This is a genomic window from Cytobacillus sp. T106, from assembly GCF_040492155.1.
Taxonomy (GTDB): Bacteria; Bacillota; Bacilli; order Bacillales; family Cytobacillaceae; genus Bacillus_AB; species Bacillus_AB infantis.
Genome location: NZ_JBEUMK010000001.1, coordinates 258,081 through 278,264 on the forward strand (window position 1 = coordinate 258,081; position 20,184 = coordinate 278,264).

Consider the following 20,184-nt stretch of genomic DNA (forward strand, 5'->3'; position numbering starts at 1 on the left):
ATATGATGCGGGTTTGGAATGATTGTTTGGTTTCTCTTTCTCATTTTTTGCGGGCTTAGTGCAAAGAATAAGGATGAGGCAGATAATATATTTGATTTGCATTTGGAGGTGCAAACTATGGCGAATAAGAAAGACATCATCGTCCCCCTCCTGCCGCTTCGGGGCTTGCTCGTCTACCCTACAATGGTCCTGCATCTGGACGTTGGACGGGAAAGATCCGTGCAGGCGCTTGAAAAAGCAATGGTAGATGACCATCTTATTTTTTTGACGACTCAAAAGGATATTTCAATAGATGAGCCGGCGGAAGATGACTTATACAAAATGGGTACTCTTACCCGTGTAAAACAAATGCTGAAGCTTCCAAACGGCACAATCCGTGTGCTGGTGGAAGGATTGAAGAGGGCAGAAATTACCGAGCTCACCGATGAGGGAGATCATTATACAGTCAGTGTTGAGACTTATGATGACAGAGAAGACAAGGATGCCGAAGACCAGGCGCTGATGAGGACGATGCTTGAGTACTTTGAACAGTACATAAAAGTATCCAAGAAGATTTCTGCAGAAACCTATTCCTCAGTATCCGATATTGAGGAACCGGGGCGCATGGCAGATATCGTCGCTTCCCATCTGCCGCTGAAGCTGAAGGAAAAGCAGGATATTCTAGAAATGATCGATGTCAAAAAAAGGCTGAATCAGGTCATAGAGATTATCCACAATGAAAAAGAGGTCCTGAATCTTGAGAAGAAGATTGGGCAGCGCGTCAAAAAAAGCATGGAAAGAACGCAGAAGGAGTATTATCTCCGTGAGCAGATGAAGGCGATTCAGAAGGAATTGGGCGATAAGGAAGGCAAAACAGGCGAAATCGCCGAGCTCAATGATAGAATCGAACAATCCGGGATGCCTGATCATGTCAAACTTGCTGCATTAAAAGAGCTTGATCGTTATGAAAAGGTGCCTTCCAGCTCTGCTGAAAGCGCGGTAATCCGCAACTATATCGACTGGCTTGTTTCTCTGCCATGGACCGAGGCAACTGTTGATGACCTGAACATTCATAATGCAGAGCGGATCCTGAATAGGGATCATTACGGCCTAGAAAAGGTCAAGGAGCGGGTGCTGGAATATTTGGCTGTGCAAAAGCTCACCAATTCGCTGAAAGGTCCCATCCTTTGCCTGGCCGGGCCTCCGGGAGTCGGTAAGACGAGCCTTGCCAAGTCTATTGCTGCGTCGCTGAACCGCAACTTTGTCCGCGTTTCCCTTGGAGGGGTGCGGGACGAATCTGAAATCCGCGGACATAGAAGGACCTATGTCGGCGCCATGCCGGGCCGGATTATCCAGGGCATGAAAAAGGCAGAGACCATCAATCCGGTGTTCCTGCTTGATGAAATTGATAAAATGTCCAATGATTTCAGGGGAGACCCTTCATCAGCCATGCTGGAAGTCCTGGATCCTGAGCAGAACCACAATTTCAGCGATCATTATATTGAAGAAACATATGACCTGTCGAAGGTTATGTTCATTGCAACAGCGAATAATCTGGCAACCATACCGGGCCCTCTCCGCGATCGGATGGAAATTATCACGATTGCAGGCTATACGGAGCTTGAAAAGATTCATATAGCAAAGGACCATCTCCTGCCTAAGCAGATCAGCGAGCACGGGCTTTCTAAATCCCAGCTGCAGATCAGGGAGGACGGAATCCAGAAAATCGTCCGCTATTATACAAGAGAAGCAGGTGTCCGCGGGCTTGAGCGCCAGCTGGCTTCCATCTGCCGTAAGACTGCAAAGATTATTGTTTCAGGCGAGAAAAAGAAGGTCATCATTTCTGAAAAGAATATAGAAGACTTCCTTGGCAAGCCAAAGTTCAGATATGGCCAGGCAGAGGTCGAGGACCAGATCGGGGTTGCGACCGGCCTTGCTTATACAACAGTTGGCGGAGACACGCTGCAGATCGAAGTATCTTTATCTCCAGGCAAAGGCAAATTGGTCCTGACAGGCAAGCTTGGGGATGTCATGAAAGAATCTGCACAGACTGCATTCAGCTATGTCCGTTCAAAAGCGAAAGAGCTGGGCATCGAGGCAGATTTTTATGAAAAGTACGATATCCACATCCATGTGCCTGAAGGTGCCGTTCCAAAAGACGGCCCATCTGCAGGGATTACCATCACTACAGCCCTTGTTTCAGCGCTGTCGGGGAATCCGATACGCAAAGAAGTGGGGATGACAGGAGAAATAACGCTCCGCGGCCGGGTCTTGCCGATCGGCGGAGTGAAAGAAAAAACTTTAAGTGCCCATAGAGCGGGATTGACTAAAATTATCCTTCCTAAAGATAATGAAAAAGATATTGATGATATTCCAGAGAGTGTCCGCGACGAATTGGATTTTGTTCTCGTATCACATGTTGACGAAGTTCTCAAGCACGCCCTGAATGGAGTGCACAGCAATGAAAGTAAATAGTGCTGAAATCGTTATAAGTGCGGTCAAACCGGCACAATATCCTGAGGAGTCCCTGCCCGAGTTTGCCCTGGCAGGGAGATCCAATGTCGGCAAATCCTCATTTATTAACAAAATGCTTAACCGCAAGAACCTGGCGAGGACATCCTCGAAGCCAGGCAAAACCCAGACATTGAATTTCTATCTGATCAATGAAATGATGCATTTTGTCGATGTCCCGGGATATGGCTATGCCAAAGTTTCCAAAAAGGAGCGCGAAGCATGGGGTAGGATGATTGAAACCTATTTTACCTCCAGGGAGCAGCTGAAGGCAGCTGTCCTGATCGTCGACTTGCGCCATCCTCCTACCAAGGATGATATCATGATGTACGATTTCCTGAAGCACCACGGAATCCGATGCATCATCATAGCCACAAAGGCTGATAAAATTCCTAAAACAAAAAGGCAGAAGCATTTCAAAATCACGAAAGAGACTCTGGAGCTTGAACCTGGGGACGATATTGTATTGTTCTCATCCGAGACCGGTGAAGGCAAGGATGAGGCCTGGGGGATTCTCAAGAAATATATGCAGAGCTAAAAAACGCCGATTTGGCGTTTTTTTTTTGCAAAAACAGCTCTTTTGCTGCTGTATGGCGGCCGTTCGGGAGGAAATGGGAGAAGAGGGCAGTATATGCCCCCATTTAATAGCATTGTACAGCTGAGCGGCTGTCAGGCCAGTATGGGGGTTAATGACTGAAAATACAGCTAAATTTGAATTTTGTGGCAAAAGTAAGTGTAATGTTATGGTAATAAGGGTAATAAGCTTGAAATGAAATTCAGAAAACATTGAGGGGGAAAACAATTGAAAAAATGGATCATAGCTGTTGTAATTTTATGCTGTGCCGCTGTTCTCGGAGCATGCGGGAAAAAAGAGGCATCCTCCGGGGGGATGGAGCTTGCAGACGAAGGTAAGTTTACATATGCTGCATCAGGTGAATTCAAGCCTTTCAGCGTGACAGAAGCGGATGGGACCATGACCGGCTTTGATATTGAAGTCGGAGAAGCAGTGGCCAAGGAGCTGGGCCTTGAACCGGTTCAGAAGAAATTTAAGTTTGGCGGAATTGTTGAAGGCGTCAAATCAGGGCGTTTTGATGCCGCGGTAGCGAGCCACACCATCAATGAAGACAGGCTGAAGGCAGTGAATTTTTCCATTCCTTATTATTATTCAGGACCGCAGATTTTTGTCCGTCCTGACAGTTCGGCGAAAAGCCTTGATGATCTGAAGGATCTGGAGATTGCTGTATCCAAAGGTTCAACCTATGCAGACTCTGCTGAAGAGGTGACAGACAACATCATTTTTTACGACAGTGATGTAACCGCCCTCGAAGCATTGAGCAGGGGGAAGCATGATGCCGTCATCACTGACTTCATCACAGGCAAAGAGGCTATCGGTTCCGGGATGGAAATCGAAGGCAAGGAGCTGCTTGGGCGCAGTGAACAGGCAATTGCCGTAGCGAAGGACAATGAAGAGCTGCTTGATCAAATCAATGAAGCGCTTGAAAAGCTTCATGAAGATGGAACTTTGACAGAAATCAGCAAGAAGTACATCGGTGAGGACATCACAAAAGACCCTGAAAAGGAATAAGGGGAAGAAGGCGAATGTACTGCAACTTGCATTCGCCTCTTTATGTACATAAAAGAAATGCTTCATATTACAATTAAAGAGAGGAAAAGCCTATGGAACTTGCAGGAAAATTTATAGAAACATATCCCGTATTTTTACGGGGCATGCTTCTTACCTTTGAATTGACGATTGTTTCTGTTTTTATAGCCATCTTCATCGGGCTGTTTTTTGCCTTTTTAAAAATCTCGCGAATAAAAGTTCTTGAATGGATTGCAGATATATATATATTCCTTGTAAGGGGAACGCCTTTAGTTGTCCAGATATTTATCTTCTACTTTGGGCTGACATCTCTGAATATCTCGCAGTTTCTGGCCGTTGTCCTTGGGCTCGCCTTCCATAACGGCGCTTATATAGCGGAGATTTTCAGGGGCTCGATTCAGTCCATTGAAAAAGGGCAGATGGAAGCGGGCAGGTCGCTCGGCATGTCAGCGGGGCTTGCTATGAGGCGCATCATTCTTCCGCAGGCAGTTCGAAGGGCCCTGCCGCCTCTTGGCAATCAATTCATTATAGCGCTGAAGGATTCATCCCTTGCCTCATTCATTGGCATGTACGAGCTTTTCAATGTGGCGACCACATATGGATCAAATGAGTATGACTATATGAGCTATCTTTTAATCGTGGCAGTCTATTACCTCATACTGGTGCTCGTATTCTCATTCCTGGTCAGCATTATTGAAAAGCGGATGGCAATTAGTGATTAAAGAGGAGGCAATGGCAGATGAATGAAGCAGTCATGATAAAAGTGGAGAAGCTGAACAAGTCGTTTGGGGACCTTCATGTATTGAAGGATATAGATATGACAGTGAAAGAAAGCGATGTAGTCTGTTTGATCGGGGCAAGCGGGTCAGGAAAAAGCACGCTGCTGCGATGCCTCAACTTCCTTGAAATGAAGGACAGCGGAAACATTGTCATTGAAGGGGAGAAGGTTGAGAAAGAAACGCATGACCTGAACAGGATCCGGTCAAAAGTGGGGATGGTGTTTCAGCATTTCTACCTGTTCCCCCATCGGACTGTCCTTGAGAATGTAATGGAGGCCCCGGTGTATGTAAAAAAAGTGCCAAAGGAGCAGGCCAGGAAAGAGGCAAAAGAGCTCCTGAAAAAAGTGGGGTTATCAGATAAAGAGGACGTATATCCCGCCAAGCTGTCAGGGGGGCAGAAGCAAAGGGTGGCCATTGCAAGGGCATTGGCCATGAAGCCTGATATCATGCTGTTTGACGAACCGACCTCTGCGCTTGACCCCGAGCTGGTCGGTGAAGTGCTTGCCACCATGAAGGACCTTGCGAAGGAAGGGATGACCATGATTGTCGTGACCCATGAAATGGGCTTTGCGAGAGAAGTCGCCGATTTTGCGGTATATATGCATGAAGGAAGGATTGTCGAGGTAGGCCATCCGGAGCAGCTGTTTTTGAGCCCGAAGGAAGAGCGGACAAAAAGCTTCCTGGATTCTGTGCTGTAAGGCAGTGGAGATTTTTGAATAAAGGAAGATAAAACACCCGGCCGGGTGTTTTATCTTTGTGCAAGTGTGGAATGATAGGCAGTATAAGCCTACTTTTTCTTTGATAACAGCAGGTACAGGCCTACCAGCACAAGTGCAGCCGGCCAGAATCTTAAGATGGATGATAGGCCCGGCCCTAATGGTCCTAAAATGTTTTCTGCTTTGTCATTGAATAGAAGCAGGATGCTGATGGACAGGAAAAGCAGCCCCTGGACAAAGCCTGCCCCCGTCTTTTGGGCTCTGAGCAGGAACCCGAGGGCGATGATCAGGATGAAGGTGCCGATATGGTCAGGCCACACTTCGAGCCGGCTTACAATATGGAAGTGCAATCCAAACCCTGCCAGGATGACGCCGGGAAGGATCGCTTCATATTCTTTGGCTCCGTATCCCTGGAATAGAAAAGCAATACCGACGATCAATAATAGTGTCGGCCAGGAATAGAAATCCTGGAATAATTGTACGTTTGAGCGCTGCATCAGGAAATAGGCACCGAAGCCTATAAGGATGATTCCTGGGAAAATCCGCTGGTTTTTCATTTTTACACCACTTCCAGTAAGGTTCACTTGAATCCCGGCTTTATTTTTGGTACTGTACATAAGTAAGCCTTTTTGTCGATATATGTAATTTGGGCTAAGGCTTTCTGCTCCTGCAGGCTTCTTTTGAGCCATGCAGCAAGAGCACCTTTCAATCATTTATATTACCATATGAGTTCATTATCTGTTCACAATTTCACACGAAAAAAATGTTATAATTATAGTATTGAATTACGTACTTAGCTGGGGGTGCAAACACTTTATGCATATTATTGTAGCAGGTCTTAATTATAAAACTGCCCCTGTCGAAATCCGCGAGCGTTTGACATTCAATCCGGACTCTCTGGGGGATGCCATGACGGCATTGAACAGCAAAAAGAGCATCCTGGAAAATGTTATCCTCTCTACTTGCAACCGCACTGAAATTTACGCAGTGGTCGATCAGCTTCACACCGGCCGCTATTATATAAAAGAATTTTTGTCTGAGTGGTTTGATATGGCCCATGAAGAATTCTCTCCGTATCTGTTTGTTTACGAACAGGACGGTGCTGTAGAGCATCTGTTTAAAGTTGCCTGCGGTTTGGACTCCATGGTTCTTGGCGAAACACAGATTCTTGGACAAGTGCGTACTAGCTTCCTGGCTTCACAGGAAAAGCAGGCGACAGGCACTGTATTTAATCAGCTTTTCAAGCAGGCTGTTACATTGGCGAAGAAGGCCCATTCTGAAACTGAAATTGGCGCAAATGCGGTTTCGGTCAGTTATGCTGCCGTCGAGCTGGCTAAAAAGATATTCGGATCTCTTGACCGGAAGCATGTCCTTGTCCTTGGAGCAGGGAAAATGGGAGAGCTGGCCATTCAGAACCTGCATGCCAATGGGGCAAGCAAGGTGACTGTCATCAACCGTACATTTGAAAAGGCCCAGGATCTGGCGAGCCGCTTCCACGGTGAAGCCAAGACCCTCCAGGAGCTGCAGTGCGCTTTAATGGAAGCTGATATCCTGATCAGCTCTACAGGTGCAAAGGAATTCGTCATTACGAAAGAGATGATGGTCCATGTAGAGAAGATGCGCAAAGGCAAACCGCTCTTTATGGTGGATATTGCCGTGCCGCGTGATCTTGATCCTAAGCTTTCTGAGCTGGACAGCGTATTCCTTTATGATATTGACGATCTGGAAGGCATTGTGGAAGCTAACCTTCAGGAACGCAAAAAAGCGGCAGCAGCTATCATGATGCTGATTGAAGGCGAGATTGTGGAATTCAAGCAGTGGCTCAACCTCCTTGGGGTTGTTCCTGTCATTTCCGCCCTGCGTGAGAAAGCTTTGGCCATCCAGTCCGAAACCATGAACAGCATTGAAAGAAAACTGCCTCATCTCAGTGAGCGCGACAAAAAAGTGCTGAACAAACACACGAAGAGCATCATCAACCAGATGCTGAAAGACCCAATCCTGCAGGCCAAGGAAATGGCTGCCCAGGCTGATGCCGATAAAGCGCTGGATTTATTTGTGAAAATCTTCAATATTGAAGACCTTGTTGCAGAACATGATGATGAAGTGAAGGCAGCAGAACCAAAGCGGGCAGCAGTGAAGCCGGCCGTGCCTTCTTTTCAGTCATAAGCGGGGTTCTGGGCAATGTTTGACATCTATATGACAAGGCTGCATGAGTTAACAGTCGTTCTGTATGCTTTATGCGTGCTTTTATACTTCATCGACTTTCTTCACAATAACCGGAAGGCCAACAGGGTTGCCTTCTGGTTACTTGCATTTGTGTGGATTCTGCAGACTGTTTTTCTGTTTTTGTACATGAAAAATACAGGGCGTTTTCCGGTGCTGACTATATTTGAAGGGCTATATTTTTATGCCTGGGTGCTTATCACTCTTTCGCTCGGAATCAACCGCCTTCTGAGAGTGGATTTTATCGTCTTTTTCACTAATGTGCTCGGCTTTGTCATCATGGCCATCCACACTTTTGCACCCGTTCAGTACGAATCTGAAGTCATGGCCCAGCAGCTCGTCTCGGAATTGCTCCTGATCCACATAACAGTCGCAATCCTTTCATATGGCGCCTTTTCACTGTCATTTGTCTTCTCTTTGCTGTATCTTATTCAGTATGACCTGCTAAAGAGGAAAAAATGGGGATCCAGGCTCCTGAGAATTGCAGATTTGTCAAAGCTTGAGCATATGTCATATGTATTAAATGTAATCGGTGTACCGATGCTGATTATAAGCCTGATCCTCGGGACGCAATGGGCTTATATCAAGGTACCAGATATGCATTGGTATGATGCGAAAGTCATTGGCTCATTCATCGTGCTTGGCGTATACAGCGTATACCTGTATGTGAGGGTGGCAAGGGGCTTTTCAGGCAAATCGCTGGCCCTGTGGAATCTCGCATCCTTTTTAATTGTACTTATCAACTTTTTCCTGTTTGGAAGGCTTTCATCCTTCCACTTCTGGAGCTCATAATAATGATTTATATCAGGGGGCTTGGCAAAAGCCTTGCCCCCTATACATAGGAGGCTGTCATGAGAAAAATTATAGTCGGTTCTAGGCGCAGCAAGCTTGCATTAACACAGACCAACTGGGTGATGGACCAGTTGAAGAAGATAGACGATTCTTTCGAGTTTGAAGTGAAAGAAATCGTGACAAAAGGAGATCAGATCCTTGATGTGACCTTATCCAAGGTTGGCGGAAAAGGCTTATTTGTAAAAGAAATCGAGCAGGCTATGCTTGATGAAGAAATCGATATGGCAGTCCACAGCATGAAGGATATGCCCGCTGTCCTGCCGGAAGGCCTTGTGATAGGCTCTATTCCTGAAAGGGAGGATCACCGTGATGCATTGATTTCAAAAGGGCATCAGACACTGGATCAGCTTAAGCCGGGAGCGGTTGTCGGCACAAGCAGCCTGCGAAGAGGCGCACAGCTGCTTGCAAAGCGCCCGGATCTTGAAATCAAATGGATCAGGGGCAATATTGATACGAGGCTCGCAAAGCTTGAAACAGAGGAGTATGATGCCATCATTCTCGCTGCAGCAGGTCTGTCAAGAATGGGATGGACAACTGATACTGTTTCGGAATTCCTTGAGCCGGAAGTCTGCCTGCCGGCCGTTGGCCAGGGGGCATTGTCCATTGAGTGCCGCGAGAGCGATAAGGAGCTGCTTGAGCTGCTGAGCAAGTTCACTTGCGGGACAACAAACCAGACAGTCCGTGCCGAGCGTGCATTCCTTCATAAAATGGAGGGCGGATGCCAGGTTCCTATTGCAGGATATGCTGTGCTGAATGAGAAGGATGAAATTGAGCTTACAGGTCTTGTGGCTTCACCGGACGGAAAAACGATTTATAAAGAAAAAGTGACTGGAGCTGATCCTGTAGAAGTGGGCCTGAGAACTGCGGAAAAGCTGATTGAAAAAGGCGCCAAAAAGCTTATTGATGATGTAAAAAAGGAGCTTGACGGAGAATGACCGGGGAGAGCCTTCCCCTTGCAGGCAAAAAAGTGCTTGTACCCAGGGGGAAGGATCAGGCCGGACCTTTTTCTGAGCTGATCCGCAGCTATGGCGGCATACCAGTGGAAATACCGCTGCTTGCTTTCAGGCCGGCAGAGGTAACAGAAGAAATCCTTCATGCTGTCAGGGAGCTTCCTACATACGATTGGGTCATTTTTACCAGCAGAAATGCCCTTGAAACTTTTATATCCTTTGCCGGCAGAAATGCCGTTTTTCCCAAGATTGCGGCCATTGGCACAAAAACAGAGAGGGCCGCAGAGGAGTCAGGGCTTGCTGTCAGCTTTACTCCGGAGGAATTTGCTGCAGAAGGATTTATTGATGAGTTCCTTCCCTTTGTCGAAAAAGGCATGAAGGTGCTGATCCCCAAAGGGAATAAAGCAAGAAGCTATATTGCAGACGAGCTTAAAAGGGCAGGGGCAGAGCCGCAGGAAATCATTATATATGAAACCGGATTTCCTGAAGATAGCGGAGAAAAGCTCGCAGTCATGCTGAAAAATGGATCGTTGGATGTGCTGGCCTTCACCAGCCCGTCGACTGTAGAGCATTTTATGGAGATTGTCCGCAAGACGGGTGCTGAAGCAGCTATCAAAGGCTGCCTTGTGGCCTGCATCGGCCCTGTTACTCAGAAAAGGGCGGAAGAACTGGGGCTTGGTGTCCATGTGGTCCCTGCCGGATATACGATTGAAGATTTGGCAAAAAGCATAGCAGCTGAATTGAATCAGAGGAGGAAATGAAATGGATATGCAGTTCAAAAGATACCGCCGTTTACGGCAGACAGCCAGTATGAGAGCGCTTGTAAGGGAAAATCATCTTCGTATTGAAGACTTGATTTATCCGATATTCGCCGCAGAAGGAGAAAATATTAAAAGGGAAATCCCTTCTATGCCTGGCCAGTATAACCTTTCCCTTGACCGCATTGAGGAAGAAATGGAAGAGGTTGTATCATTAGGGATCAAATCAGTCCTCTTATTCGGAATTCCGCTCGAAAAAGACGAATGCGGCCAGCAGGCTTATCACGATCACGGTATTGTCCAGGAGGCAACGAGACTGATCAAGTCCAAATTTCCTGAGGTGGTCATCATCGCCGATACCTGCCTGTGCGAATATACAAGCCATGGGCATTGCGGGCTGATAGAGGATGGAAAAGTCCTGAACGACGCGTCCCTTGAGCTCCTTGTCCAGACTGCAGTCAGCCAGGCGAAAGCAGGCGCTGATATCATCGCCCCTTCCAATATGATGGATGGATTTGTTGCAGCCATCAGGGCCGGACTGGATGAGGCAGGCTTCCAGGATGTGCCGGTCATGTCTTACGCAGTCAAATATTCTTCAGCATTCTACGGCCCATTCCGTGATGCAGCCGGCAGCACGCCTCAATTTGGCGACCGGAAAGCTTATCAGATGGACCCTGCCAACCGCATGGAGGCACTCAGGGAAGCAGAAGCTGATCTTGCAGAAGGTGCAGACTTCCTGATTGTAAAGCCTGGAATGCCTTATCTGGATATTGTAAGAGACGTGAAAAATGCAGTGAACCTGCCAATGGTCATCTATAATGTGAGCGGCGAATATTCAATGGTGAAAGCGGCAGCGCAAAATGGCTGGATCGACGAGAAAAACATTGTAATGGAGATGCTGACCGGGATGAAGCGTGCCGGTTCAGATTTAATCATCACCTACCATGCCAAAGATGCTGCAAGATGGATTAAAGAACAGCAGTAATGCCAGTAAAGCCATCCTATTCTTGAATGATTAAAAAGAAGAAAAGAGGGAAAAGCATGCGTTCTTATACTAAATCGGCCGAAGCCTATAATGAAGCGAAATCGCTGATGCCAGGCGGCGTCAACAGCCCGGTCCGTGCCTTTAAATCGGTCAATATGGATCCGATCTTCATGGAGCGGGGAAAAGGCTCGAAGATCTATGATATTGACGGCAATGAATATATCGATTATGTGCTTTCCTGGGGGCCGTTAATCCTTGGGCACACGAATGACAGGGTAGTGGAAGGGATCAAGAAAATCGCGGAACTTGGCACAAGCTTCGGCGCTCCGACCATTGCCGAAAATGAGCTGGCCAAGCTTGTGATTGAGCGGGTGCCGTCCATCGAGATCGTCAGGATGGTTTCTTCAGGTACAGAGGCGACAATGAGCGCCCTGCGCCTTGCCCGCGGATATACAGGGCGCAACAAAATCCTTAAATTTGAAGGCTGCTACCATGGCCATGGCGATTCCCTCCTGATCAAAGCAGGCTCAGGTGTTGCCACACTCGGCCTTCCCGACAGCCCGGGGGTGCCTGAAGGCGTTGCGAAGAACACAATTACTGTGCCTTACAATGATATGGAAAGTGTAAAATATGCTTTTGAGCAATTCGGCGAAGATATTGCCGGGGTCATCGTAGAACCTGTTGCCGGCAATATGGGGGTTGTCCCTCCTCTTCCAGGATTCCTTGAAGCATTAAGGGACATAACGAGTGAATATGGGACGCTCCTGATTTTTGACGAAGTCATGACAGGCTTCCGTGTCGGCTATCATTGCGCTCAAGGCTATTACGGCGTTACCCCTGACATTACCTGCCTCGGCAAAGTAATCGGCGGCGGCCTGCCTGTAGGCGCCTATGGCGGCAAAGCGGAAATCATGGAGAGAATCGCCCCGAGCGGCCCGATCTATCAGGCAGGAACACTTTCAGGCAATCCGCTGGCCATGACTGCCGGATACGAAACGCTGAGCCAGCTCACTCCTGAATCGTACAAAGAATTTGAACGGAAGGCTGACAGGCTGGAAGAAGGCCTTTATGCAGCAGCGAAGAAGCATGATATCCCGCTGACGGTCAACCGTGCAGGTTCAATGATCGGTTTCTTCTTTACAAACGAAGAAGTCATCAATTATGAAAAAGCGAAAACCTCCAACCTGGACTATTTTGCTTCTTATTACCGTGAAATGGCGAATGAAGGAGTCTTCCTGCCTCCATCGCAATTCGAGGGATTATTTTTATCAACCGCCCATACGGATGAAGATATTGAAAAAACATTGAACGCAGCCGAGCTTGCATTTTCCAAGCTGAAAGGCTGATGGAAGCAGGCCGGTTAACTCCGGCCTGTTTTTTGTGTGTGTCCTTATACACGAATCCCCCCTCATTGCCTCATTAATATTCACCCCCTACTCTCCTGCGCTCCATAACTTTTCACAATCTAATCATAATTACTATCAGCCGTTCATAGAGTGATAATGACATAGTGATTATACGTGAAAGAGCTGAAAGGAGGAGTCGCTTTGTCCCAGGAAGATCAATCATGCCTGCGCTTTTCTTTAGAAGAATCCGTCTGGTTCCAAAAAGGACAGGAAGTATCTGAGCTTGTTTCTATTTCGCTTGATCCGAATATAACCATCCAGGAACATGAACAATATGTATCGATTCAAGGATCGCTGAAGCTGGCCGGGGAGTACCGGAAAAATGAAGAAGGTGAACTGGAAGAATCTTTTGCCAGCCCGAAATTCATTCAATCCGTTGAAGAGAGGGAAGGGGGGATCTGTGAATTTTCTCACCATTTTCCTGTTGATATAACCATTCCGAATAATAGGATAGGAAGCGTCTATGATTTGGATGTCTATATTGATTCTTTTGACTATCAATTCCAGGAAAGAAGCTGCATGAGGCTGACAGCAGATCTGACCATCACCGGCCTCTACGGGGAACAGCAGCATCCTGCCGCGGAGTATGATGAGGAAGATGCAGCACAGGAACACGATGAAAGGCCGGAAGAAGAGGAAGCTGAGGCAGAAGCTCAGGAAGAGGAGCAGCAGCAGGATCATTTTGAGCCACTGCTTGCAGCAGAAGAGGAGACTGAAAAGGAGCTGGAGCCTTTATTCCGTTCGGCAGCGCCGGCAGAGTTAATAATAGAAAACAATGAAGAGGTGCAGCTCCCGGAATATGCCGGTTTCAAAGATTCTATTTATAAAGCCGGGGCAGGAGCGGAAGAGGAAGATGAAACAGAGAACGCAGAAGCTGCCGATCTGTTTGCCCCTTTTACTGCCGAAGCGAGAAAGCAGCCGGAGGAGGCTGAAAAAGAAGAAAAGCCGGCAGCGTTTTTTGACACCATCAAAGATCATGAGCTTCCGGTCCCGGAAGCAGCATACCATGCTGAACCTGCAGAACAAGTGCCTGACCATAGCTTTGCAACGTTCAGGAGTGAAAAGGCAGCAGAAGATACTTATGCCGGTAACCAAAAGCCGGAAATGCAGCCGGCAGAAATATTGACCGGCTTCAAGGCCCAGCAGGAGGAAAGTGAATCTTCTTCTGACCAGGCTCCAAAAAAGAAGAAAGCAGCCAATAAGAAAAAAAGCAAGAGCTTGTCACTGGCTGAGTTTCTGGCCCGAAAGGAAGAAGAGCAGTCTGCCAGGATGAAAGTGTGCATCGTCCAGCATGGCGACACACTCGATATTATCGCAGAAAGATATGAGGTTCCTGTTCCGGCGCTGCTGAGAGTCAATCACCTGGAGCTGAACCAGGACGTTTATGAAGGCCAGGTGCTGTATGTCCCTGTGCATGCCTATCAGAAATAGCCTTCTGCAGGCAATAAGACATGTATGAAACAGGCTGGGCAGGTATGGAGGTACCTGTTCAACTGTTTCTTTTATTTCCGGAGGATCACTACGCCAATAAGAAAGTGGGATACGCGTATGGAAGGAAGCAACAGATTAGCAGCGGTTTCCCCGATTTTAAAGCACTATGCCGTCCAGCCCCACTTTGTGGAAGACTACGGCAGGACCAGGAAGATCTATTCCGATAAAGGCGTTTTTGCACTGAAAAAGCTGAAAGCAAAGCATGGGACCGATTTTATCAGGCAGGTTCAGTCCCTTTATCAGAAGGGCTACAACCGGATAGTGCCGATCTATCCGGCTGCTGACGGCCGCTACGCTGTTTTTCATGAGAGTGAACTGTATTATTTAATGCCATGGCTCGCCAATGAAGAAAAAGAAAACCGTTTTGAACGCCATCAGCAGATGTTCCGGGAACTGGCACGGCTGCACACACTGTCATTGAAGGAAGTCAATGTCACCAGCGAGGAGCGGCAGGAGCATTATGAAAAGACCCTGCTCGCCTGGGAGAAGGAGACAGAATTCTGCGAGGGATTTATTGATGAATGTGAAAGAAAGCAGTATATGGCGCCATTCGAGCTCCTTTTCTGCCTGTATTACCATGATATTACCCAGGCGCTGAAATTTTCGAAAGGCAAGCTGAAGGATTGGCATGAAAAAACGAAGGATGATGAAAAAGCGCGGACTGTCATCATCCATGGAAAAGTTTCAACAGAGCATTTTCTGTATGATGAAAGAGGCTACGGATATTTCAGCAATTTTGAAAAATCGCGCCAGGCTTCCCCGCTCCACGATCTCCTGCCGTTTCTGTCGCGCTCTTTAAGAAGCTACCCGAAGCGGAGCGATGAATCGGTTGAGTGGCTGTATACCTACTTTAAATATATGCCGTTCAAGCAGGATGAAATGCTCTTGTTCCAGAGCTATCTTGCCCACCCGGGCCCTGTCCTGAGAGAGGCGGAAAACTACCATAAGAACCGCGGTGCCGCAGATGAAAGAAAGCTCGTCCAGCAGTTTCAGCGCCAATTCTGGCTTCTGAAGAATACAGAGTACATCGTCATGAGGATCGACGAAATCGAAAGGCAGAAGCAGCAGGCACAGGAAGCAGCAAAAGCCCAGGCCGAACAGGAAGGAGCCCCGGACAATTCGTCCTGAGGGCTCCTAAATGAATTCAAGATGGAGTGCCAGAGCCAGCAAGATAAAGACTGAAAGCAAAAGAACATCAAAGGTCGTAGGAATAAGAATGGTCCGTATTCCCTGAAAGACACAGAAGGGAATTATGAATTGGGCACAAACACTTCTAAAGGTCCTCAGCCATGGAGGCAGGGTATAAGGATTGAATTTCCTTTTCATCTGTTTTCCCCCTAATCTCTTTTACACCATTCTATGTCCCTTCCCCAGGTTAAGTGCCTATTTTTTAGAATCGTACGGGCGGACGTATGATTTTAAAAAATATTGCCGATACTTATTGACTATAAACCGCGAAATTCGGTACTATATCATATATAAATATCATTAGAAAAGCATTGACAGGGAAGAGTACAGTGCAAGCTGCCTAAAGAGAGGAAAACCCCAAGCTGAAAGGTTTTCCAGGCAGAATCATTGGAAGGTCGCCCTTGAGCTTCTTTCGCGAACAGAACATGTTCACAGTAGCGAAAGACGGGAAAACCGTTATCAGATTAAGCGCCTGGCAGGATTGCATTACTTGCCCGGAAAAAAGGTGGTACCGCGAAATCAGCTCCATTCGTCCTTTTATTGACGGATGGAGTTTTTTATTTGTTCAGGTACCCACAACACTAACAGATACAAGGAAGGCAGGGAATACAATGGAGAATAATGAATTGGCGATGCCAACAAAGTATGATCCCCGGAATATTGAAAAGGGACGGTATGAATGGTGGATCGGTAACAAATTTTTTGAAGCGAAGGATGATCAAAGCAAAGAGCCTTATACGATCGTCATCCCGCCGCCGAACGTAACAGGAAAGCTTCACCTCGGCCATGCCTGGGATACCACGCTTCAGGATATCCTTACCCGCATGAAGAGGATGCAGGGCTATGATGTATTATGGCTTCCAGGCATGGACCATGCCGGCATCGCAACACAGGCGAAAGTCGAGCAGAAGCTGAAAAGCGAAGGAAAATCCCGCTACGATCTCGGCCGCGAAGCATTTGTCCAGGAAACATGGAAATGGAAAGAAGAATATGCAGAGCATATCCGCCAGCAGTGGTCTAAGCTCGGCCTGGGACTTGATTACAGCCGTGAGCGCTTCACAATGGATGAGGGGCTTTCCAAGGCGGTTAATAAAGTTTTTGTCTCTCTTTATAAAAAAGGCCTGATTTACCGCGGCGAATATATCATCAACTGGGATCCAGCCACAAAAACTGCGCTCTCAGATATCGAAGTAATTCATCAGGATGTCCAGGGCGCCTTTTATCATATGAACTACCCGCTTGCAGACGGTTCAGGATCCATTGAGGTTGCCACAACCCGTCCGGAGACCATGCTTGGCGATACAGCGGTAGCAGTCCACCCTGAAGACGAACGCTATCAGCATCTGATCGGGAAAAATGTTGTCCTCCCGATTACCGGCCGTGAAATCCCGATTGTTGCCGATGATTATGTGGATAAGGAATTCGGATCTGGTGCGGTTAAAATCACTCCTGCACATGACCCGAACGATTTTGAAATCGGGAACCGCCACGATCTTCCGCGCATCCTTGTCATGAACGAGGACGGAACCATGAATGAAAATGCCGGCAAATACAACGGCCTTGACCGCTTTGAATGCCGCAAGCAGATCGTAAAGGACCTGCAGGACGCGGGCGTACTTTTCAAAATTGAAGAGCATATGCATTCTGTCGGCCATTCTGAGCGGAGCGGAGCTGTAGTTGAGCCATATCTGTCCACACAATGGTTTGTCAAAATGCAGCCGCTGGCAGACGAAGCGGTAGCGCTGCAGCAGAAAGAAGACAAAGTCAACTTCATCCCGGACCGCTTTGAAAACACATATCTCCGCTGGATGGAAAATATCCGCGACTGGTGCATCTCCAGGCAGCTCTGGTGGGGCCACCGCATCCCGGCCTGGTATCACAAGGAAACAGGCGAAGTGTATGTAGATTCCGAGCCTCCGGCTGATGCTGAGAATTGGACCCAGGATAATGATGTTCTTGATACCTGGTTCAGCTCCGCCCTATGGCCATTCTCTACAATGGGCTGGCCGGATGAAGAAAACCCTGATTTCAAGCGCTATTATCCGACAGCAAGCCTTGTAACAGGCTATGACATCATCTTCTTCTGGGTATCCAGGATGATTTTCCAAGGCCTTGAGTTTACAGGAGAGCGCCCATTCAAAGATGTACTCATCCACGGACTGGTAAGAGATGAGCAAGGCAGGAAAATGAGCAAATCACTCGGCAACGGTGTAGATCCGATGGATGTCATTGCCCAGTACGGTGCCGATTCACTCCGCTACTTCCTGTCAACTGGAAGCTCGCCTGGACAGGATTTGCGCTTCAGCATGGAAAAGGTAGAAGCAACTTGGAATTTTGCCAATAAAATTTGGAATGCCTCCCGCTTCGCCCTTATGAATATGGCTGGCCTGAAATTTGAAGACATCGATTTAACAGGAGAAAAATCAGTAGCTGATAAATGGATCCTCACAAGGCTGAACGAAACGATTGAAACGGTAACAAGGCTTTCAGACCGCTATGAATTCGGTGAAGTCGGCCGTGTGCTTTATAACTTCATCTGGGACGATTTCTGCGACTGGTATATTGAAATGGCGAAGCTTCCGCTTTATGGGGAAGACGAAGCGGCAAAGAAAACGACCCGTTCGATTCTTGCATATGTACTGGATAATACCATGAGGCTTCTCCACCCGTTCATGCCTTTCATTACAGAAGAAATCTGGCAGAACCTGCCTCACAGCGGCGAATCAATCACTATTGCCGAATGGCCGAAGGTGAAAGAAGAATACACTGATAAAAAGGCAGCAGGCGATATGAAGCTGCTTGTTGAAATCATCCGTTCTGTCCGGAACAGCCGTGCAGAAGTGAATACACCATTGAGCAAGAAGATCAAGATGATCCTGAAGCCGAATGATGACGAGGTTCTTGCTACTCTCACAGCCAATAAAGCTTATATTGAACGCTTCTGCAACCCGGAAGAGCTTGAGATCAGCCCAGCTGCCGCAACACCTGACAAGGCGATGACAGCAGTCGTTTCCGGAGCTGAAATCATCCTGCCGCTGGAGGGACTCATCAACATCGATGAAGAAATTGCCCGGTTGAAAAAAGAGTGGGATAAGCTGGACAAAGAGGTTGAGCGTGTTCAAAAGAAGCTCTCCAATGAAGGCTTTGTTAAAAAAGCGCCTGAAAAGGTCATTGAAGAAGAACGCGCCAAAGAAAAGGACTATACTGAAAAGAGAGCGATTGTAGAAGCTCGCTTAAATGAACTAAAAGGGTAAACCACCCATAACGGAAAAGGCGGATCCAGGAAGGATTCGTCTTTCCGTATGGTTTCCTATGTATGGAGGCAGATACTTATGTTTCAAACGTACGAAGAAGCAATATCCTGGATCCACTCCCGCCTTCGCCTCGGAATCAAGCCAGGGCTAAAGCGGATGGAATGGATGATGGAAAAATTGGGCCATCCCGAGAGAAAGCTCAAGAGTGTACATATCGGAGGAACGAATGGGAAGGGATCAACGGTTGCCTATTTGCGTTCCATCCTTGTGAGTGCCGGATTCAAGACTGGTACCTTCACCTCTCCTTATTTTGAACAATTCAATGAAAGAATCAGCCTGAATGGCCAGCCTGTGAAGGATGAAGAAATCCTCAGGCTTGTTAATGATATTTACCCGCTCAGCGAGGAGCTGGAAAAGACGGAGCTTGGGGCACCGACTGAGTTTGAAGTTATTACTGCAATGGCCTTCCGATATTTTGCCGACGTAAATCCGGTTGATATCGCCCTGTTTGAAGTCGGCCTGGGAGGAAGGTTTGATTCGACCAATATCGTCCATCCGCTTCTGTCCATCATCACCAGCATCGGCCTTGACCACACAGCCATCCTTGGAGACACCTATGAACAGATAGCTTTTGAAAAAGCTGGAATCATCAAAAGCGGTGTCCCTGCCTTGACGGCTGTTTCACAAGAGGGAGCCCTTTCTGTTATTGAAAAAACAGCTAAAGAAAAGAACGCGAAGCTGTACCGGCTTGGCAGCGAAATCGGAATCAGTGATCATCAATCGTCTGACCACGGTGAAAGGTTTACCGTCAGCACGATTTTCCGGGAATATAAGAACCTTGAAATCAGCATGCTGGGATCTCATCAGACAAGGAATGCCGCGCTTGCAGCTGCGGCCGCAGGAATCCTGAACCAGTACTACTCCTTTATGATAGAAGAAAAAGATCTTAGGAAAGGTCTGTCCGAAGCCTATTGGCCAGGCAGGCTTGAACTCCTTTCTGACAATCCTGTCGTTCTCATGGACGGAGCCCATAATGAAGAAGGCATCATGGCTCTTGCAGATGAGCTGGGCAAAAGGTATGATGGCAAAAAAATAGCAGTTGTCTTCGCAGCCTTGTCAGACAAGAAGCTGGACAAAATGATCAGAATCCTTGATGGAGCTGCCGATAGAATTACATTTACCCAATTTGACTTCCACAGGGCGGCGGATGCTGAAATGCTTGCCGGCCTTAGTATATCCAGAAATAAAACGGCCTGTGCCAGCTGGGAAGAGGCCATCAGGACAGAATTGTCGAACCTGCAGTCTGCTGATGTTCTGGTGATTACAGGGTCGCTCTATTTCCTCTCTGCCGCAAAACCATTTCTGAATTCACTGATTGGGAAAAGGTGTTGATGCTTTGGCAGAGCAGCGCATTATTAGAGTGACAAATTTTTGGAAATTTGATACAATAATATTTATTTTGTGACTATTCTACTAGTTTGTGTGTGTT

At 47.4% G+C, this 20,184-nt stretch carries 17 protein-coding genes and 1 other annotated feature; of the genes, 15 read left to right on the forward strand and 2 right to left on the reverse strand.

Annotation, left to right across the window (positions count from 1 at the left end):
* Window positions 1-117 precede the first annotated feature (117 nt).
* The 5 genes from lon (at window position 118) to ABU165_RS01280 (ending at window position 5,570) form a co-directional block, all read left to right on the forward strand.
* On the forward strand, window positions 118-2,454 hold the full coding sequence (gene lon, locus ABU165_RS01260; protein WP_094766943.1) for an endopeptidase La: 2,337 nt from the start codon (window positions 118-120) through the stop codon (window positions 2,452-2,454).
* A complete protein-coding gene (gene yihA / locus ABU165_RS01265; protein WP_009796054.1) occupies window positions 2,441-3,028 on the forward strand; it encodes a ribosome biogenesis GTP-binding protein YihA/YsxC in 588 nt (195 codons plus the stop codon). The genes lon and yihA overlap by 14 nt, the downstream gene beginning before the upstream one ends.
* 264 nt (window positions 3,029-3,292) lie before the next feature.
* Window positions 3,293-4,075, forward strand: coding sequence for a transporter substrate-binding domain-containing protein (locus tag ABU165_RS01270; protein ID WP_009796056.1), 783 nt, complete (start codon window positions 3,293-3,295; stop codon window positions 4,073-4,075).
* 92 nt (window positions 4,076-4,167) lie between these two features.
* Window positions 4,168-4,815, forward strand: a complete 648-nt coding sequence (locus ABU165_RS01275) for an amino acid ABC transporter permease (RefSeq protein ID WP_009796057.1) — start codon at window positions 4,168-4,170, stop codon at window positions 4,813-4,815.
* Window positions 4,816-4,832: 17 nt separating this feature from the next.
* Window positions 4,833-5,570 (forward strand): amino acid ABC transporter ATP-binding protein, encoded by a 738-nt coding sequence (locus tag ABU165_RS01280; protein ID WP_101550460.1) that lies wholly within the window; start codon window positions 4,833-4,835, stop codon window positions 5,568-5,570.
* Between the two features lie 89 nt (window positions 5,571-5,659).
* On the opposite strand, the gene ABU165_RS01285 is transcribed toward ABU165_RS01280, so the two are convergent.
* Window positions 5,660-6,145 (reverse strand): LiaI-LiaF-like domain-containing protein, encoded by a 486-nt coding sequence (locus ABU165_RS01285; protein WP_101550605.1) that lies wholly within the window; start codon window positions 6,143-6,145, stop codon window positions 5,660-5,662.
* A 259-nt stretch (window positions 6,146-6,404) separates the two neighbouring features.
* On the opposite strand from ABU165_RS01285, the gene hemA reads away from it, so the two are divergent.
* The 8 genes from hemA to ysxE all read left to right on the forward strand — a co-directional run bounded on the left by hemA (window position 6,405) and on the right by ysxE (window position 15,381).
* Window positions 6,405-7,754, forward strand: coding sequence for a glutamyl-tRNA reductase (gene hemA / locus ABU165_RS01290; RefSeq protein ID WP_148948965.1), 1,350 nt, complete (start codon window positions 6,405-6,407; stop codon window positions 7,752-7,754).
* Between the two features lie 15 nt (window positions 7,755-7,769).
* On the forward strand, window positions 7,770-8,603 hold the full coding sequence (locus tag ABU165_RS01295; RefSeq protein ID WP_009796061.1) for a cytochrome c biogenesis protein: 834 nt from the start codon (window positions 7,770-7,772) through the stop codon (window positions 8,601-8,603).
* A 59-nt stretch (window positions 8,604-8,662) separates the two neighbouring features.
* Window positions 8,663-9,598 carry a hydroxymethylbilane synthase gene (gene hemC, locus ABU165_RS01300; RefSeq protein WP_009796062.1) on the forward strand — a complete coding sequence of 312 codons (936 nt, stop codon included), beginning with the start codon at window positions 8,663-8,665 and terminating at the stop codon, window positions 9,596-9,598.
* On the forward strand, window positions 9,595-10,374 hold the full coding sequence (locus ABU165_RS01305; RefSeq protein ID WP_148948967.1) for a uroporphyrinogen-III synthase: 780 nt from the start codon (window positions 9,595-9,597) through the stop codon (window positions 10,372-10,374). Before hemC ends, ABU165_RS01305 begins: the two co-directional genes overlap by 4 nt.
* Before the next feature lies 1 nt (window position 10,375).
* Complete coding sequence (gene hemB / locus ABU165_RS01310) at window positions 10,376-11,356, forward strand: porphobilinogen synthase (RefSeq protein ID WP_009796064.1); 981 nt, start codon at window positions 10,376-10,378, stop codon at window positions 11,354-11,356.
* A gap of 56 nt (window positions 11,357-11,412) precedes the next feature.
* Window positions 11,413-12,702, forward strand: coding sequence for a glutamate-1-semialdehyde 2,1-aminomutase (gene hemL / locus ABU165_RS01315; RefSeq protein ID WP_009796065.1), 1,290 nt, complete (start codon window positions 11,413-11,415; stop codon window positions 12,700-12,702).
* 201 nt (window positions 12,703-12,903) lie between these two features.
* Window positions 12,904-14,193, forward strand: coding sequence for a stage VI sporulation protein D (gene spoVID / locus ABU165_RS01320; protein ID WP_318059595.1), 1,290 nt, complete (start codon window positions 12,904-12,906; stop codon window positions 14,191-14,193).
* 117 nt (window positions 14,194-14,310) lie between these two features.
* Window positions 14,311-15,381, forward strand: coding sequence for a spore coat protein YsxE (gene ysxE, locus ABU165_RS01325; RefSeq protein WP_094766949.1), 1,071 nt, complete (start codon window positions 14,311-14,313; stop codon window positions 15,379-15,381).
* A gap of 6 nt (window positions 15,382-15,387) precedes the next feature.
* Here ysxE and ABU165_RS01330 read toward each other — a convergent pair whose 3' ends face one another.
* Window positions 15,388-15,579: a hypothetical protein gene (locus ABU165_RS01330; RefSeq protein ID WP_009796068.1), complete on the reverse strand. Its 192-nt coding sequence runs from the start codon at window positions 15,577-15,579 to the stop codon at window positions 15,388-15,390.
* 164 nt (window positions 15,580-15,743) lie between these two features.
* Window positions 15,744-15,981, forward strand: a binding site (T-box leader).
* A gap of 71 nt (window positions 15,982-16,052) precedes the next feature.
* Here ABU165_RS01330 and ABU165_RS01335 point away from each other — a divergent pair.
* Window positions 16,053-18,695: a valine--tRNA ligase gene (locus tag ABU165_RS01335; protein ID WP_094767244.1), complete on the forward strand. Its 2,643-nt coding sequence runs from the start codon at window positions 16,053-16,055 to the stop codon at window positions 18,693-18,695.
* Window positions 18,696-18,773: 78 nt separating this feature from the next.
* Entirely contained in the window at window positions 18,774-20,087 is a 1,314-nt protein-coding gene (locus ABU165_RS01340) for a bifunctional folylpolyglutamate synthase/dihydrofolate synthase (RefSeq protein WP_318059594.1), read from the forward strand.
* The last annotated feature ends 97 nt before the right edge of the window (window positions 20,088-20,184 follow it).